Source organism: Pseudomonas citrullilanati, from assembly GCF_030580855.1.
GTDB classification, from domain to species: Bacteria; Pseudomonadota; Gammaproteobacteria; order Pseudomonadales; family Pseudomonadaceae; genus Aquipseudomonas; species Aquipseudomonas citrulli.
In genome coordinates, this window is record NZ_JAUQOP010000008.1 from 130,091 (window position 1) to 143,989 (window position 13,899).

The 13,899-nt window shown below is 65.3% G+C and carries 14 protein-coding genes; 8 read left to right on the top strand and 6 right to left on the bottom strand.

Annotation, left to right across the window (positions count from 1 at the left end):
* Positions 1 to 51: 51 nt before the first annotated feature.
* The 4 genes from Q6A48_RS08700 to pedF are packed head-to-tail and all read right to left on the bottom strand — an operon-like array spanning position 52 to position 3,115.
* Positions 52 to 987 carry a quinoprotein relay system zinc metallohydrolase 1 gene (locus tag Q6A48_RS08700; RefSeq protein WP_304553490.1) on the bottom strand — a complete coding sequence of 312 codons (936 nt, stop codon included), beginning with the start codon at positions 985 to 987 and terminating at the stop codon, positions 52 to 54.
* 16 nt (positions 988 to 1,003) lie between these two features.
* Positions 1,004 to 1,762, bottom strand: coding sequence for a quinoprotein dehydrogenase-associated SoxYZ-like carrier (locus Q6A48_RS08705; protein ID WP_369811674.1), 759 nt, complete (start codon positions 1,760 to 1,762; stop codon positions 1,004 to 1,006).
* Positions 1,763 to 1,772: 10 nt separating this feature from the next.
* The gene (locus Q6A48_RS08710) at positions 1,773 to 2,648 is read right to left on the bottom strand and encodes a substrate-binding periplasmic protein (protein ID WP_304553491.1); all 876 of its coding nucleotides are present in this window, start codon (positions 2,646 to 2,648) and stop codon (positions 1,773 to 1,775) included.
* 5 nt (positions 2,649 to 2,653) lie between these two features.
* Positions 2,654 to 3,115 carry a cytochrome c-550 PedF gene (gene pedF / locus Q6A48_RS08715; protein WP_304553492.1) on the bottom strand — a complete coding sequence of 154 codons (462 nt, stop codon included), beginning with the start codon at positions 3,113 to 3,115 and terminating at the stop codon, positions 2,654 to 2,656.
* 308 nt (positions 3,116 to 3,423) lie between these two features.
* On the opposite strand from pedF, the gene exaA reads away from it, so the two are divergent.
* Positions 3,424 to 5,247, top strand: coding sequence for a quinoprotein ethanol dehydrogenase (exaA, locus tag Q6A48_RS08720; protein ID WP_304553596.1), 1,824 nt, complete (start codon positions 3,424 to 3,426; stop codon positions 5,245 to 5,247).
* Between the two features lie 130 nt (positions 5,248 to 5,377).
* Entirely contained in the window at positions 5,378 to 6,022 is a 645-nt protein-coding gene (locus tag Q6A48_RS08725) for a pentapeptide repeat-containing protein (RefSeq protein WP_304553493.1), read from the top strand.
* 180 nt (positions 6,023 to 6,202) lie between these two features.
* Here Q6A48_RS08725 and Q6A48_RS08730 read toward each other — a convergent pair whose 3' ends face one another.
* Both Q6A48_RS08730 and Q6A48_RS08735 read right to left on the bottom strand, forming a co-directional pair.
* On the bottom strand, positions 6,203 to 6,841 hold the full coding sequence (locus tag Q6A48_RS08730) for a response regulator (protein ID WP_304553494.1): 639 nt from the start codon (positions 6,839 to 6,841) through the stop codon (positions 6,203 to 6,205).
* A complete protein-coding gene (locus Q6A48_RS08735) occupies positions 6,838 to 8,097 on the bottom strand; it encodes a HAMP domain-containing sensor histidine kinase (protein ID WP_304553495.1) in 1,260 nt (419 codons plus the stop codon). Before Q6A48_RS08735 ends, Q6A48_RS08730 begins: the two co-directional genes overlap by 4 nt.
* A gap of 374 nt (positions 8,098 to 8,471) precedes the next feature.
* On the opposite strand from Q6A48_RS08735, the gene Q6A48_RS08740 reads away from it, so the two are divergent.
* The 6 genes from Q6A48_RS08740 to Q6A48_RS08765 all read left to right on the top strand — a co-directional run bounded on the left by Q6A48_RS08740 (position 8,472) and on the right by Q6A48_RS08765 (position 13,675).
* Complete coding sequence (locus tag Q6A48_RS08740) at positions 8,472 to 9,638, top strand: ABC transporter substrate-binding protein (RefSeq protein ID WP_304553496.1); 1,167 nt, start codon at positions 8,472 to 8,474, stop codon at positions 9,636 to 9,638.
* 27 nt (positions 9,639 to 9,665) lie between these two features.
* On the top strand, positions 9,666 to 10,655 hold the full coding sequence (locus tag Q6A48_RS08745) for a YVTN family beta-propeller repeat protein (RefSeq protein ID WP_304553497.1): 990 nt from the start codon (positions 9,666 to 9,668) through the stop codon (positions 10,653 to 10,655).
* On the top strand, positions 10,652 to 11,383 hold the full coding sequence (locus tag Q6A48_RS08750) for an ABC transporter ATP-binding protein (protein WP_304553498.1): 732 nt from the start codon (positions 10,652 to 10,654) through the stop codon (positions 11,381 to 11,383). The genes Q6A48_RS08745 and Q6A48_RS08750 overlap by 4 nt, the downstream gene beginning before the upstream one ends.
* Positions 11,380 to 12,171 carry an ABC transporter permease gene (locus Q6A48_RS08755; protein ID WP_304553499.1) on the top strand — a complete coding sequence of 264 codons (792 nt, stop codon included), beginning with the start codon at positions 11,380 to 11,382 and terminating at the stop codon, positions 12,169 to 12,171. The genes Q6A48_RS08750 and Q6A48_RS08755 overlap by 4 nt, the downstream gene beginning before the upstream one ends.
* A gap of 250 nt (positions 12,172 to 12,421) precedes the next feature.
* Complete coding sequence (locus Q6A48_RS08760) at positions 12,422 to 12,955, top strand: PQQ-dependent catabolism-associated CXXCW motif protein (RefSeq protein WP_304553500.1); 534 nt, start codon at positions 12,422 to 12,424, stop codon at positions 12,953 to 12,955.
* A 54-nt stretch (positions 12,956 to 13,009) separates the two neighbouring features.
* Positions 13,010 to 13,675 carry a response regulator transcription factor gene (locus Q6A48_RS08765; RefSeq protein WP_304553501.1) on the top strand — a complete coding sequence of 222 codons (666 nt, stop codon included), beginning with the start codon at positions 13,010 to 13,012 and terminating at the stop codon, positions 13,673 to 13,675.
* The last annotated feature ends 224 nt before the right edge of the window (positions 13,676 to 13,899 follow it).

Genomic DNA, 13,899 nt, shown 5'->3' on the forward strand with positions numbered 1-13,899 from the left:
CAGCCCAACGGGGATAAATCCCCTCGCCACAAAAGCGTCAACCAACCTGGATCACTGAGGCTTGGCATCCACCCGCTTCATCCCCGCCCGCTCATACCGCGGATACAGGTGGCTGACACTGCGAATCAACTCGTATCGACTCAGGCTGATGCCGGAAAAGCGTTCGGGAATGGGACGGCGGATCATCTCGGCCATGTCGTCGCCCCGCGCGGCGCCTTCGCGCATCAGGTGGTCGAGCCAGCCGAGGTAATCGCGCATCTGCACGAAGGGCCCGCTGTCGCTCGCCACCGGGCCGTGGCCGGGCACGATCAGCTTCCAGGGCAAGGCCTGCAGGGTGTCCAGGTCCTGGAGCCAGACATCGAGCCCGGGGCTGTTGGGGGTGGTCAGGGCGCGTTCGTAGAACACCAGGTCGCCGGCGAACAGCACGCCCGTGGTTTCATCGAAGATCGCCAGGTCGGCCCCGGTGTGCCCGGCCAGTTGCAGCAGCCGCAACGAATGGTTGCCCACGGGCCGAGGGCCGGGCGCGAGCACGTCGGTCGGCAACACCACTTCGGTGCCGCGCATCCAGTCGCCCACCAGCCGATACATGTTCTCCGCCAGCGCATCGCCCTGCTCGCGCAGCAACTGCGTGGTGCCTGCCAGCGCGCCGATGGGCACGTCGGCGAAGGCCTGGTTGCCCAGCACATGGTCGGGGTGGTGGTGGGTCAGCAGCACCTGGATGACCGGCTTGTCGGTCGTCGCCGCGATGGCTTGGCGCAGGGCCTCGCCGTAGCGCTTCGACGGCCCGGTGTCGATCACCACCACACCGGCGTCGGTGACGATGAACGCGCTGTTGACGATGTTGCCGCCGTTGGCCTTGGCGAAGTTCTCGGTGCTGCCTTCCAGCAGCCAGGTGTCCGCGGCGATCTGCCGGGGCTTTAGGCCATAGTCCGCAGCGGCCCAGGCCGGCCCGTACAGGCCCATGAAGATCAGCAACAACCAGCGCATGGCGCACTCCTTGTGGTCAGGGGATCGCCGCTTCGAAGGCGTTGCCGCTGTTGTCACGCAGCAACAGTCGGGTGCGGCCCGTGCCTTGGAGATCGAAGCCCAGGTTGGGGTTTTCGCTGACGGCCGGGAACAGCTCCAGGCGCGCCAGCACCTCGCCGTTGGCGCCCAGCAGTTGGGCCTGGTTGAGGTAGAACTCGGGGATGCCGCTCACCAGGCCGTTGTCCATCGGGTGGGCGACCTGCAACCGCAGGCGACTGCTGTCGCCCCGGGGGTAGCGGGCCCCGAGCACTTCGCCCAGGTGTTCTTCCCAACCGGGCTGGGTCCGAACCACGCTGGGCGCGGTGCAGCCGCCGCCGGCCGCGTCGATCAGCGTCGAGCCGACGTGCCACAGGCCATCGCGGGTCTGCACGGCGGCGCGCAAGGGCGTGGCCTGTTCGATCCGAATGCGGATCGACAGCCAGGGTCGCACCTGCGCACCCGGTTGGAAGTCGACGATTCTCGGCAACGGGTTCAGTTCAGCCCAGGCCAGTACCCGCACCACGTCCGCGCCGAGGGCCCGGGCATCGATTTCCAGCGGCACCTGGCGCGCGTCTTCGGCAAACGGCGGGGCCAACAGCCGGACCCGCTCGTCGAACACGAACGGCGAATCGTTCAACAGTTGCTTGTGATAGAACGCCCACATCACCGACGGCACCGGATCTTTCCCCGGCTCGACGGCCGCCAGGCCCATCATCGGCAGGCCGCAACCCAACAGGCAACACACGAGCCATTTCATCCCTGCGCTCCTATTGGTACATCTCCGGCACGTCATACCGCAGGCCGTAATGGGCGTAGACGGCCTTGACGCTGCCGTCGCGGATCAAACCTTCCAGCGCTTCTTCCACCGCATAGGCCAACTGACGGTTGCTTTCATGCACCGCCATGCCGATTTCCCAGCGCTGCTTGCCCATGTTCGGGTAGGCGTTTTCCGCCAGCGCCAGTTGCGGGTCGGCGGCCTGGTGCACCTGCCAATCGACTTCCCCGCGCATGGCCATGACCGCATCGACCTCCCCGGCCCGCATGGCCTTGAAGGCCTGGCTGACACCGGGGTAGTGGTGGGTCTTGGCACTGAGCAGGCCGTTGAACACCGAGGTCAGGTAGAACGATGGAACGCTGTCGACTTCGACGCCAATGGGGTGCTGCTGGAACACCGCGACACTGCCCACCGAATCCAACCGGCGCCGGTCATACGCCACCTGCCAGCACTCCTGCTGGTAAGGCCCGAACATCACCACCTGGGCATTTTCCAGCTCGCCGACATCGTTGCGCTTTTGCACGTAGTCGTGATCGTACGGGACACGCATCATCAAGTCGGCCAATTGCCGGTCGTGCAGCGGACTGCTGCGCCAGATGTAGTCGCGCAGGTCGTCATCGAGCTTCTCCCCGGGCGGCGCCCAGATCAGTTGCAAGCGCACGCCCAGCGCCTTGGCCAGGGCCTGCGCCAGCTCGACGTCGACGCCCCTGGGCTGGCCCTCGTCTTCGAAGCTGTAAGGGGCGAAGTCCTTGTAGACCGCCACTTTCAACTCACCGGCGGCGATCATCTGGTCGTAGCTGCGTACCTGCGCCTGCACCGCCTGGCCCCACAGCAACAGGCTGCACATCACCCACGCGAACAGGCGCATGCCGGTCACTCCTCGACGTGCACGCTGTCCAGGTACGTGCGCACCGCCCACAAGGCCTCCTGGCTCAGGTAGTCGGCCATTTTCGGCATGTAGACCCGGCCATCGCGGACGGCACCGTGGCGCACCCGTTCGACGAACCATTCGTCCCCGGCCTCGGCGGCGTCGAGCATGCGCAGGTCCGGGGCGATACCGCCGGACTTGGCCTCCAGGCCATGGCAGGCGGCACAGTTCTGGTTGTACGCCGACGCACCGATTTCCACCGCCTTGTCGCGTTCGGGGGAGTTGCGGTAGGGGTTCTGGGAGGCCCAGCCGTCGGCATCGAGCGGCAGGTTGGTGTCCTTGACCGCGGTCAGTCCCTTGGTTTCCACTGCCTGGGGCACTACGTTGCCATGGGCCCATGCCGAGCCTGCGCCGATCAGCCCCATCAGCAATGCACTAGCGATGATGGCGTTGCGTTTTGTTGTCATTGTTATGCCCTCTGGATTGCACGCAAGACCTCTCTGCAGAGGCCGTGCCGTCATCTTAGAAAGCCCCCGCCCCCCGCCGAATGCTGCTTTGGTGGCCGGGGTCTAGTTCCTTGGTAGCAAGCCATCCGACGCAAGTCGCAAAGACACCCGGTTCGGGAAGTCTTCCCGGCAAGGGCGGGACTTTTTCCGTATCGGCCAGGCATCGGCACGACGACCCTAGTCAGGCCAAAACCTCACTGGGAATCGCTACCATGACAATAAGAACACTGCCCCCCTTCTCGCCCCTGGCCGCTGCCGTGCAGGCCCTGATGCTGGCCGGCAGCCTGACGCTGGGCACACTCGCCCACGCTGGCGCGACCACCCCGGGCGTGACCTGGGAAGACATCGCCAACGACCACCTGACCACCCAGGACGTGCTGCAATACGGCATGGGCACCAACGCCCAGCGCTGGAGCCCGCTGGCCCAGGTCAACGACAAGAACGTGTTCAAGCTGACCCCGGCCTGGTCCTACTCCTTCGGCGACGAGAAGCAGCGCGGCCAGGAATCCCAAGCCATCGTCAGCGACGGCGTGGTCTACGTCACCGGCTCGTACTCGCGGGTCTTCGCCCTCGACGCCAAGACGGGCAAGCGCCTGTGGACCTACAACCACCGGCTGCCGGACAACATTCGCCCGTGCTGCGACGTGGTCAACCGCGGCGCGGCCATCTATGGCGACAAGATCTACTTCGGCACGCTCGACGCCCGGGTCGTCGCCCTGGATAAAAACACCGGCAAGGTGGTCTGGAACAAGAAGTTCGGCGACCACGCCGGCGGCTACACCATGACCGGCGCGCCAGTGCTGATCAAGGACAAGACCAGCGGCAAGGTGCTGTTGATCCACGGCAGTTCCGGCGACGAGTTCGGCGTGGTCGGCCAGTTGTTCGCCCGCGACCCGGACACCGGTGAAGAAGTCTGGATGCGCCCCTTCGTCGAAGGCCACATGGGCCGCCTCAACGGCAAGGACAGCACCTCCACCGGCGACGTCAAGGCGCCGTCCTGGCCCGACGACAAGACCACCGAGACCGGCAAGGTCGAAGCCTGGAGCCACGGGGGCGGCGCGCCGTGGCAGAGCGCGAGCTTCGACCCCGAGACCAACACCATCATCGTCGGCGCGGGCAACCCCGGCCCCTGGAACACCTGGGCGCGCACGGCCAAGGACGGCAACCCCCACGACTACGACAGCCTCTACACTTCCGGCCAGGTGGGGGTCGACCCGAGCACCGGCGAGGTGAAGTGGTTCTACCAGCACACGCCCAACGACGCCTGGGACTTCTCCGGCAACAACGAGTTGGTGCTGTTCGACTACAAGGACAAGGACGGCAAGGTGACCAAGGCCACCGCCCACGCCGACCGCAACGGTTTCTTCTACGTGGTGGACCGCAACAACGGCAAGCTGCAGAACGCCTTCCCCTTCGTCGACAACATCACCTGGGCCAGCCACATCGACCTCAAGACCGGACGCCCGGTGGAAAACCCCGGCCAGCGCCCGGCCAAGCCCCTGCCCGGCGAAACCAAGGGCAAGCCGGTGGAAGTCTCGCCGCCGTTCCTCGGGGGCAAGAACTGGAACCCCATGGCCTACAGCCAGGACACCGGTCTGTTCTACGTGCCCGGCAACCAGTGGAAGGAGGAATACTGGACCGAGGAAGTGAACTACAAGAAAGGCTCGGCCTACCTGGGCATGGGCTTTCGCATCAAGCGCATGTACGACGATCACGTCGGCACCCTGCGGGCGATGAACCCCACCACCGGCAAGGTCGTCTGGGAGCACAAGGAACCCTTGCCACTGTGGGCCGGCGTGCTGGCCACCAAGGGCAACCTGGTGTTCACCGGCACCGGCGACGGCTTCTTCAAGGCCTTCGATGCCAAGACTGGCCAGGAACTGTGGAAATTCCAGACGGGCAGCGGGATCGTCTCCCCGCCCATTACCTGGGAGCAGGATGGCGAGCAATACATCGGCGTCACCGTCGGCTATGGCGGCGCGGTGCCGCTGTGGGGCGGCGACATGGCCGAGCTGACCAAGCCCGTGGCCCAGGGCGGTTCGTTCTGGGTGTTCAAGATTCCAGCCTGGGATAAGGCGACGGCGCAGAAGTAATCACCTCGCAACCCAAGCCCCCTGTGGGAGCGAGCTTGCTCGCGATAGCACAGAGTCAGTCAACATGAATGCCGACTGAACCACCGCCATCGCGAGCAAGCTCGCTCCCACAATTGCCCGAGTTCGTGCCATGAAATTATTGCCATTGCTACTTCTGTTCATCGGCGCCCTTGCCCACGCCGACGACCCTGACACCCCCCTGACGCTCAACGGCTGCGTCATCGCTGAATCCAGCCAATGCCCCGGCGCCAACCTTCGCGGTGCGAACCTGGCGAACCAGGACCTGCGCAAGATGAACCTCAGCGGCGCGGACCTGCGCGACGCCGACCTGCGGCATGCGCGCCTGGACCTGGCGAACCTGGAGAAGGCCCAGCTGCAAGGCGCCAACCTGACCCGCGCGAGCCTGCAACAGAGCAACCTGCGCCTGGCCGACTTCAGTGACGCCACGCTCAAGGCTATCCAGGGCTGGGGCCTGTTCGCCCAGGGGGCGCAGTTCCAGCGCGCCGACCTGAGCGCCGCCTACCTGGAATTCGCCCGCCTGTCCGGCGCCAGGCTGCAAGCGGCCAACCTGCAAGCCGCCGACCTGGAGATGGCCTGGCTGAGCAAGGCCGACCTCAAGGGCGCCGACCTGCGCGACGCCAACCTGCAAGAAGCCAAGCTGGGGGAAAGCAACCTGCAAGAAGCCAACCTGAGCGGCTCGCGCCAGCACTACGGCAATTTCCAGGACGCGAACATGCAGGACTGCACCGGCTGCCCGACGAGTTGGGATCAGTAACAATCGTCGATCACACCAAATACCGTGGCGAGGGGATTTATCCCCGCTGGGCTGCGCAGCGGTCCCAGTACATTCAATTGAGTGAATCTGACACTGTGCGGTGCTTCAATTGGGACTGCTTCGCAGCCCAGCGGGGATAAATCCCCTCGCCACACTTGATCATCGCAGCGAGGTCGAGATCTATCCCGCCACCCGCACCACCCCCAAATCGATCCCCAGATGCACCAGCTCGGCATGTGAACTGACCTGCAGCTTGCTCTTGAGCAGCGTCAGGTGGTTGGAGACGGTCTTGGCGCTGATGCACAACTGTTCGGCGATGGTCCGCGCCGGGGTGCCCTTGGCGAGCATGACGAAAATCTCCAGCTCGCGCTGGGTCATGCTTTGCAGGCGCGGGTCGGCCGCGTGCCGGGAGCTGGCGCAGGCCAGTTGGGTCGCCAGGGACTGTTCGATATAGGCATGCCCGGCCAGCACCCGGCGCACCGCTTCCACCAGCACCTGGGGCGCCGAGTTCTTGGTCAGGTAGCCCGCCGCACCGGCGTCCAGGGCCTGGCGCACCAGCGGCAGTTCATCGTGCATGCTGAAGAACAGCACGCGCAGTTGCGGCAGGCGCTGGCGCAGGCGCCGGGTGGTCTCCAGGCCGCTGATGCCCGGCAGGCCAAAGTCCATGATCACCAGGTGAGGCACCTGTTCCTGGACCAGGTTCAGCGCCTCTTCCCCGGTGGCCGCCTCCCGCACCTGCAAGTCCGGCATCAGCGCCCGCAGCAGGCTGGCATAGCCCTGCCGCACCACCGCATGATCGTCCACCAGCAAAATGTTCATTTGCCCTCCAGAGGCATGTTCAAGGCCAGTGCCCAACCATCGCCGGGCTGGCTGATGATGCGCAGCTCGCCGCCAAGGCTGCGGGCCCGTTCCAGCATCGAATGCAGCCCCACGCCCGCCCGCGCGGGTTGCGTCGCGCCGCGACCGTTGTCGCGCACCAGCAGGCGCAGGCGTCCGCCACGGTGCTGCAGGCGGATCCGTACCCGCGTCGCATCCGCGTGGCGAGCCACGTTGGTCAGCGCTTCCTGCAGCAAACGATACAGGTGGGTTTTATCCGGCCCGGGCAACGACGGCATCGTTTCATCGATGTGCACCTGGCACGGGATACCCTGGTTCTTCTGCCATTGTCCGGCGAGCAGGCCGACGGCTTCACGCAACGTCAGGTGCTGCAAGACCACCGGGTACAGGTCGTGCACCAGCGCGCGGAAGCCCTGCTGCAAGTGCTCGCAGTGTTCTTCCAACTGGTCGACGGTCTGCGCCAGGGCCGGCGGCTGGTCCAGTACCAGGCGCAGCAGGCAGGCCCGGGCTCGAATGCCCGCCACGTACTGGCCCAGGTCGTCGTGCAGGGTCTGGGCCAGCTGGGTGCGCTCCTGCTCTTGCACGGCCAACAGCGCTTGGGTGAGCCGGGCGTTATCGGCCTGGGCCTGGGCCAGGGCGGCGGTCATCCGGTTGAAATGCCCGGCCAGTTGCTGCGCTTCCGGCACCCCTTCAGCCGGCAGGTGCACCCGCAGGTTTCCCGCGGACACCTGGCGCAGTGCATCGAGCAGTTCATCCAGCAGGCGCATGCCCTGGCGCACCGCCCAGCGAATCACCAGCAGGCTGACCAACAGCGCCAGGGCGCAGACGCCCAGCAACTGCACCATTGAATCGAGGATTTCATCGATTTCGTCCCGCGGATCGACCGCGATCCAGGCCCGCCGGCCGTCTCGCAGATCCACCACCTGGGGCGCGGGGCCGTCCTCCAGCAACCGTTGGCCGAGCCAGGCCTTGAGCCCGTCGTCGGGATCGGCCGGAAACCGTTCACCCGGCGCCAGCCAACGGACCCGAACATGGCGCAGGCTGCCGGTCAACCGTGGTTGCAGGCTGGCGGGATCGCGCTCGGCGGTTTCACGCAGGTAATGCACCACCGACCCGGCCGATTGCAGTTCGCGCTGCACATCGGCCACGGCCTGGTGCAACAGCAGCGTGGCGCAGGCCAGGGTGACCAGGGCGAAAAACGCTGACACCCAGAGGTTGATGCGCCAGAGGGCTGACATGGCTAGCGTTCCAAACCTGAATGGACACCCATTCCCTGTGGGAGCGAGCTTGCTCGCGATAGCGGTGCATCAGCTGGCCACAGTGTGGGATGTGCCGCCGTCATCGCGAGCAAGCTCGCTCCCACAAAAGATGGGTGTTGCCAGGTTCGGAGACGATCAACCCCGATCAGGCTCAGGATCAACAACAACGGCAGCAGTAACGCTTTGATCATCCGCATGGTCGGGCCGCTCCGGGTGTATGACGATGACCCGCATCCTAAAACCCCGCGCGCCACGGTGAATTACTACCTTGGTACTGCCCCGGCGGTACTTTCTGCATATTTCCCCTGGGCCGTGGCCTTCCTATGCTGGCGTCACCCGCAACGGAGGACGTCATGCGCCGGCTCGTCAGTTACGCCCTGGTTTTGATGCTGGCAGCGGCCAACGCCCATGCCGGCGAGGCCGCGCCATTGCAAGTGCGCATCGGCTACCTGGGCTATCGCCCCGATCCCGGGCCGCTGCTGTCCAACGTGATTGCCGAACCAACCGACGCGGGCCGGCGCGGCGCGGAACTGGCGGTCATCGACAGCAACAGCACCGGGCGCTTCCTCAAGCATGACTACCGTCTGGAAAGTGCCCAGGTCGACACCCCCGAAGCCCTGCTCCAGGCCGCCCGCACCCAGCATGACCAAGGCCTGCGGCTGTTCGTGGTCAACGCACCGGCGGCGAGCCTGCGCCAGCTCAGTGCCGCACTGCCCGACAGCCTGCTGTTCAATGCTGGCAGCCCCGACGACAGCCTGCGCACCACCGACTGCCTGGGCAACGTGCTGCACAGCCTGCCCGACCGCGCCATGCTCGCCGATGCCCTGGTGCAGTTCAGCGTCGTGCGCAAATGGCAACGGGCCTTGCTGATCGTCGGCCAGACCGCCGAGGACCAGGCCTATGCCGCGGCATTGCGTCGGGCCATGAAACGCTTCGGCATGAAGATCGTCGCCGAGAAAGCCTGGCAGTTCGACAACGACCAGCGCCGCAGCGCCCAGGCCGACATGCCGCTGTTCACCCAGACCGCCGAGTACGACGTGGTGCTGGTGGCCGATGAGCGCGGCGATTTTGGCGAGTACCTGCCCTACCAGACCTGGTACCCGCGCCCGGTCGCCGGAACCCAGGGACTGACGCCCACCGGCTGGCACAAGACCGTGGAAACCTACGGCGCCGCCCAGTTGCAGAAACGCTTCGAGGCCCTCGCCGGGCGCTGGATGAACGACCGTGATTTCGCCGCCTGGATCGCCGTGCGCAGCATCGCCAGCGCCGTGAGCAAACTGCGCCAGGACGATCCCTTCGCCATCCGCCAACTGGCCCTGGGCGACCAACTGCCCCTGGACGGTTTCAAGGGTCGCAAACTCAGTTATCGCCCCTGGAACGGGCAACTGCGCCAGCCGATTCCCCTGGTCCAACCGCGGGCGCTGGTCAGCACCTCGCCCCAGGACGGCTTCCTGCACCCCACCAATGAAATGGACAGCCTGGGCTACGACCAGCCCGAAGTGAGCTGTCGCTACCCCTGATCGAACACAACAATAAGGAAAACCGCCATGCGCCGCCCGCTGTTCCAACCGACCCTGCTCTGCCAGGTTCTCGCCCTTGGCGCGGTATTGCTCGCCGCCGGCCCGGCCGCCGCCAGTATCGCCTGGGTCTCCAATGAAAAAGACAACAGCCTGAGCCTGATCGACATGCAGAGCCTGGAAGTCATCGAGACCCTGCCGGTGGGCCAGCGCCCGCGCGGCTTGCTGCTGTCCCACGACAATCGCCTGCTGTACATCTGCGCCAGCGACTCGGACCGGGTCCAGGTGATGGACGTGGCCACCCGCAAGATCATCAAGGAACTGCCATCGGGCAAGGACCCCGAGCAATTCGCCCTGCACCCCAATGACCGCTGGCTCTACGTGTCCAACGAGGACGACGCCCTGGTCACGGTGATCGATACCCAGACCTCCCAGGTGCTGGGCCAGATCGGCGTCGGCGTCGAACCCGAAGGCATGGCGGTCAGCCCCGACGGCAAATGGGCGGTCAACACCAGCGAAACCACCAACATGCTGCACTGGATCGACACCAGCACCCAGACCCTGGCCGACAGTACCCTGGTGGATCAGCGGCCGCGTTTCGTCGAGTTCAGCCGCGACGGCACACAGCTGTGGGCCTCGGCGGAAATCGGCGGCACCCTGACCATACTCGACGTCGCCACGCGCCAGGTGCTCAAGACCCTGACCTTCCAGATCAAGGGCGTGCACCCGGACAAGGTCCAGCCGGTGGGGATCAAGCTCAGCGCCGACGGCAAATACGCCTTCGTCGCCCTGGGCCCGGCCAATCATGTGGCGGTGATCGACGCCAAGACCTTCGAAGTGCTGGACTACCTGCTGGTGGGCCGACGAGTCTGGCAACTGGCGTTCACCCCGGACCAGCGCCAGTTGCTGGCGACCAATGGCGTCAGCGGCGACGTTTCGGTGATCGACGTCGAGAACCGCAAGGTGCTCAAGTCGGTGAAGGTCGGGCGCTACCCCTGGGGCGTGGTGGTGACGCCATGAACGCCCTCGAGGTCAATGACCTGGGCTTCGCCTACGGTGCGCGGGAGGCCCTGCGGCAGGTGGACTTCCACCTGCACGCCGGGCATTTCGCGGCGCTGTTGGGGCCCAACGGGGCCGGCAAGTCGACACTGATCGCCTTGCTCACGCGCCTGTACGACGTGCAGCGCGGCGCCATCCACGTCGGCGGTCATTCGCTGCAAGCCGCGCCCCGCGCGGCGCTCCGGCAACTGGGCGTGGTGTTCCAGCAGAGCACCCTGGACCTCGACTTGAGCGTCGAGCAGAACCTGCGTTATCACATCGCCTTGCATGGCGTGTCGCGACGCCAGGGCGCTGCCCGGATCGACGCCGAACTGGCGCGCCAGCACTTGGCCGAACGCCGCCATGAACGGGTGCGCGACCTCAACGGCGGGCATCGGCGCCGCGTGGAAATCGCCCGCGCCCTGCTCCATGAGCCGCGCCTGCTGTTGCTGGACGAGCCGAGCGTCGGCCTCGATCCGGCCAGTCGCCTGGCCCTGGGCGAACACGTCCGGCAACTGTGCAAGATGCAGGGCATCAGCGTGCTATGGACCACCCACCTGCTGGACGAAGTGCAACCCAGCGATGACCTATTGATCCTGCACCAGGGCCGCCTGGTCGCCAGTGGCCGCGCCGACACCGTCAGCCTGGCCCATGGTGGCAGCCTCGGCTCGGCCTTCCACCGGTTGACCACCACGAGGGCGGCATCATGAACGCCTACTGGCAATGTTTCAGCGGCATCGTCATGCGCGAATGGCTGCGCTTCGTGCTGCAACGCACCCGCCTGCTCAGCGCCCTGGTGCGCCCGCTGCTGTGGCTGCTGGTGTTCGCCGCCGGCTTCCGGGCGGCGCTGGGCATCGCGATCATCGCGCCGTACGACACCTACATCCCCTACGAGGTGTACATCGTGCCCGGCCTGGCCTGCATGATCCTGTTGTTCAACGGCATGCAGGGTTCGTTGTCGATGGTCTACGACCGGGAAATGGGCAGCATGCGCGTGTTGCTGACCAGCCCGCTGCCGCGGGCCTTCCTGCTGGCGAGCAAGTTGCTGGCGACCTCGCTGATCTCGCTGTTGCAGGTGTATGCCTTTCTCGCCATTGCCTGGCTGTATGGCATCCAGCCGCCACCGGTGGGCCTGCTGCTGGCGTTGCCGGCCTTGCTGTTGGTGGCGCTGATGCTCAGTGCCCTGGGCCTGCTGCTGTCCAACGCGATCCGGCAGTTGGAAAACTTCGCCGGGGTGATGAATTTCGTGATCTTCCCGATGTTCTTCCTGTCCTCGGCGTTGTACCCGCTGTGGAAGATGCTCGAAGCCAGCCCCTGGCTGTACTGGCTCTGTGCACTGAACCCGTTCACCCACGGGGTGGAGCTGGTGCGTTTCGCGCTGTACGAGCAGTTCAACCTGCTGGCGCTGGCGGTGTGCGCGGGCTTGACCCTGGTGTTCGCCCTGCTCGCGGTGTGGACGTTCAATCCGCAGCATGCGGCGCTGCGCAAGGCGGGTTGAAACCCCAGGACACTCGTCCCTGTGGGAGCGGGCTTGCCCGCGAAGACGGCGGCACATTCAACATTGAGGCAAGCTGAGCCACCGCTTTCGCGAGCAAGCCCGCTCCCACAAGGGTTACGCGCATACCTTCCTGTCGCGCCAGTCTTTAAGTCGGAATTACGACTTTAGTACCGGTTTTCCTGTCTATGGTCGCATTCACAAGACCTCCACCCTGGCATGTAATGGGCGCATAACAAGAAGGATAAATCCTATGCCCCGTTTGCTCGCGATGGTCTTGCTGAGCCTGGCGCTGAATGCCGCGCAGGCCGACACGCCGCTGTTTTCCCCCCAGGGCTATCGCGTTGCCCAGTACCGCAGCCCGACACCGAACACCGTCGAAGGCGCGCAAACCCTCGACACCCCCGCCCTGCAGAAGCTGCTTCAACAAGACCCGTCGCCGGTGCTGGTCGACGTGTACCGGCGGCCCTGGCTCCAGGGCCGTTTCATCGACAACGAGCCCCACGCCAACCTGCCCGGCAGCCTGTGGCTGGCCAATACCGGCGACGGTGACTTGGAACCCGCCTGGCAGGACTACTTCAGCCGTCACCTGCGCGACGCTACAGCCGGACGCGCGGAGCCACCGCTGGTCTTTTACTGCCGCTCCGATTGCTGGTTGAGCTGGAACGCGGTAAAACGCGCCGCGGCCATGGGCTATAAGCATCTGTACTGGTATCGCGATGGCCTCGATGCCTGGGAGGCGGCCAACCTGCCCGTGCAAGCGGCCCGCCCCGAACCTTTTCCCTGATCTTGAACGTGCGTGCACGTGCTCCAGCCACAACACAATAACGAGGTGAATGGCATGTATAAAATCCTGATAGCCGACGATCACCCACTGTTTCGCGAAGCCATCCACAACGTCATCAGCGACGGATTTCCCGGCAGCGAGGTCATGGAAACCGCCGACCTGGACAGCGCCCTGGCGTTGACCACCGAGCACGACGACCTGGACCTGATCCTGCTGGACCTGAACATGCCCGGCATGCACGGGCTCAACGGCCTGATCAACCTGCGCAACGAGGCCCCCACCATTCCCGTGGTGATCGTCTCGGCCGAGCAGGACAAGCAGGTGGTGCTGCAAGCCATCACCTACGGCGCGGTGGGGTTCATCACCAAATCCTCGCCACGCTCGCAGATGACCGACGCCATCGAGCAGATCCTCAACGGCAATGTGTACCTGCCGCCGGACATCATCCGCACCCAGAAAAGCCCGACCAGCCGCCGCCTGAACGAAGCCCCCGCCTTCCCGGCCGAACTGCTCCAGGCCCTGACCCGCAAGCAACTGCTGGTGCTCGAACGCATGACCAAGGGCGAGTCGAACAAACAGATCGCCTACACCCTGGACATCGCCGAAACCACGGTCAAGGCTCACGTCTCGGCGATCCTGCGCAAACTCAACGTGCACAACCGGGTGCAGGCGATCCTCAGCGCGGGAGATATTGATTTCGGGGCTTATCTGCGGCGTTGAACAGCTGACACCACACCCTGTGGCGAGGGGATTTATCCCCACTGGGGCGCGAAGCGACCCTAAAAACGGACAATTGGGTCTGCCAGATGGGCCTAGGGGGCTGCTTCACGCCCTGAGCTCTTCCGTCAACATACCTTTGTTGCTTGCGATGCCCTCGTCAAAGGCGAGTCGTGGCAGGTCAAGGCTTGTAGATAGACGCTTTCGTCGTATGGAGTTCTAGTCTT

Excerpts from the sequence above, each read along its gene's own strand:
- Q6A48_RS08760 (WP_304553500.1), top strand. The coding sequence starts at position 12,422 with ATGCCCCGTTTGCTCGCGATGGTCTTGCTGAGCCTGGCGCTGAATGCC.
- Q6A48_RS08740 (WP_304553496.1), top strand. The coding sequence starts at position 8,472 with ATGCGCCGGCTCGTCAGTTACGCCCTGGTTTTGATGCTGGCAGCGGCC.
- Q6A48_RS08755 (WP_304553499.1), top strand. The coding sequence starts at position 11,380 with ATGAACGCCTACTGGCAATGTTTCAGCGGCATCGTCATGCGCGAATGG.
- pedF (WP_304553492.1), bottom strand. The coding sequence starts at position 3,115 with ATGACAACAAAACGCAACGCCATCATCGCTAGTGCATTGCTGATGGGG.
- Q6A48_RS08725 (WP_304553493.1), top strand. The coding sequence starts at position 5,378 with ATGAAATTATTGCCATTGCTACTTCTGTTCATCGGCGCCCTTGCCCAC.
- Q6A48_RS08705 (WP_369811674.1), bottom strand. The coding sequence starts at position 1,762 with ATGAAATGGCTCGTGTGTTGCCTGTTGGGTTGCGGCCTGCCGATGATG.
- Q6A48_RS08735 (WP_304553495.1), bottom strand. The coding sequence starts at position 8,097 with ATGTCAGCCCTCTGGCGCATCAACCTCTGGGTGTCAGCGTTTTTCGCC.
- Q6A48_RS08750 (WP_304553498.1), top strand. The coding sequence starts at position 10,652 with ATGAACGCCCTCGAGGTCAATGACCTGGGCTTCGCCTACGGTGCGCGG.
- Q6A48_RS08730 (WP_304553494.1), bottom strand. The coding sequence starts at position 6,841 with ATGAACATTTTGCTGGTGGACGATCATGCGGTGGTGCGGCAGGGCTAT.
- Q6A48_RS08765 (WP_304553501.1), top strand. The coding sequence starts at position 13,010 with ATGTATAAAATCCTGATAGCCGACGATCACCCACTGTTTCGCGAAGCC.
- Q6A48_RS08710 (WP_304553491.1), bottom strand. The coding sequence starts at position 2,648 with ATGCGCCTGTTCGCGTGGGTGATGTGCAGCCTGTTGCTGTGGGGCCAG.
- Q6A48_RS08700 (WP_304553490.1), bottom strand. The coding sequence starts at position 987 with ATGCGCTGGTTGTTGCTGATCTTCATGGGCCTGTACGGGCCGGCCTGG.
- exaA (WP_304553596.1), top strand. The coding sequence starts at position 3,424 with ATGCTGGCCGGCAGCCTGACGCTGGGCACACTCGCCCACGCTGGCGCG.
- Q6A48_RS08745 (WP_304553497.1), top strand. The coding sequence starts at position 9,666 with ATGCGCCGCCCGCTGTTCCAACCGACCCTGCTCTGCCAGGTTCTCGCC.